Genomic DNA, 239 nt, shown 5'->3' with positions numbered 1-239 from the left:
CCGATATCGAAGTGATCCGTGGTTCGAACTACGACGACCGTTTTGTCGCGGATGGTCGAGTCATCGGTTTCGACGGCGCCGGCGGTTTCGACACCGTGGACTACTCTGGTTCAGCGGCCACGATCAACGTCGATATCCGCGCCGGTACGGGCAAGCCCGGCATTGGCGGTGATGCCGAAGGCGATACCTTGCTCAATATCGAGAAGGTGATTGGCACGGCGTTCAACGACACCTTCAGC

At 59.0% G+C, this 239-nt stretch carries 1 pseudogene; it reads left to right on the top strand.

From position 1 onward, the window contains the following. Positions 1-239, top strand: a pseudogene (locus tag WLY71_RS30995) (hypothetical protein); the annotation flags it as partial.

Origin of the sequence: Pseudomonas rossensis (assembly GCF_039888995.1) — a bacterium.
GTDB classification, from domain to species: domain Bacteria; phylum Pseudomonadota; class Gammaproteobacteria; order Pseudomonadales; family Pseudomonadaceae; genus Aquipseudomonas; species Aquipseudomonas rossensis.
The sequence above is the reverse complement of the archived record's forward strand: the minus strand, read 5'-3'. Positions and strand labels throughout refer to the sequence as shown.